Genomic DNA, 1,193 nt, shown 5'->3' on the forward strand with positions numbered 1-1,193 from the left:
TTACTTGATGATCTTGGCCACCACGCCCGCGCCGACCGTACGGCCGCCTTCGCGGATCGCGAAGCGAAGACCTTCGTCCATCGCCACCGGGTTGATCAGCGCCACCACCATCTTCACGTTGTCGCCCGGCATCACCATCTCCGTGCCTTCCGGCAGCGTGACGGCACCGGTGATGTCCGTGGTGCGGAAGTAGAACTGCGGACGGTAACCCTTGAAGAACGGCGTGTGACGGCCACCCTCGTCCTTCGACAGCACGTACACCTCCGCCTCGAACTCCGTGTGCGGCGTGATGCTGCCCGGCTTGGCCAGCACCTGACCACGCTCCACGTCCTCGCGCTTGGTGCCGCGCAGCAGCAGACCCGCGTTGTCACCCGCCTGGCCCTGGTCCAGCAGCTTGCGGAACATCTCAACGCCGGTCACCGTCGTCTTCGCCGTCGGGCGGATGCCCACGATCTCGACTTCGTCACCCACCTTGATGATGCCGCGCTCGATACGGCCGGTCACCACCGTGCCGCGACCGGAGATCGAGAACACGTCTTCCACCGGCATCAGGAACGCCTTGTCCACGTCGCGCTGCGGCTCCGGGATGTACGTGTCCAGCGCATCCACCAGCTGCAGGATCGCCGGCACGCCGATTTCCGACTGGTCGCCTTCCAGCGCCTTCAGCGCCGAACCCTTGATGATCGGCGTGTCGTCGCCCGGGAACTCGTACTTCGACAGAAGCTCACGCACTTCCATCTCCACCAGCTCCAGCAGCTCCGCGTCGTCCACCATGTCCGCCTTGTTCAGGAACACCACGATGTACGGCACGCCCACCTGGCGAGCCAGCAGGATGTGCTCGCGCGTCTGCGGCATCGGGCCATCGGCCGCCGAGCACACCAGGATCGCTCCGTCCATCTGCGCCGCACCGGTGATCATGTTCTTCACGTAGTCGGCGTGGCCCGGGCAGTCCACGTGCGCGTAGTGACGCGTCGGGCTTTCGTATTCCACGTGCGCCGTCGAGATCGTGATGCCGCGCGCCTTCTCTTCCGGCGCCGCGTCGATCTGGTCGTATGCCTTGAACTCACCACCAAACCGCTCCGCGCCCACTTTCGTCAGCGCCGCCGTCAGCGTCGTCTTCCCGTGGTCCACGTGACCGATCGTGCCCACGTTCACGTGGGGCTTGGTGCGCTCGAACTTACCCTTGGCCATGG

At 65.4% G+C, this 1,193-nt stretch carries 1 protein-coding gene; it reads right to left on the minus strand.

What is annotated here, in order from left to right:
* Nucleotides 1–1,191, minus strand: coding sequence for an elongation factor Tu (gene tuf, locus LG367_RS18275; RefSeq protein WP_226470694.1), 1,191 nt, complete (start codon nt 1,189–1,191; stop codon nt 1–3).
* Nucleotides 1,192–1,193 lie beyond the last annotated feature (2 nt).

This window comes from Luteimonas panaciterrae, assembly GCF_020511115.1.
Classification (GTDB): Bacteria; Pseudomonadota; Gammaproteobacteria; order Xanthomonadales; family Xanthomonadaceae; genus Luteimonas; species Luteimonas panaciterrae.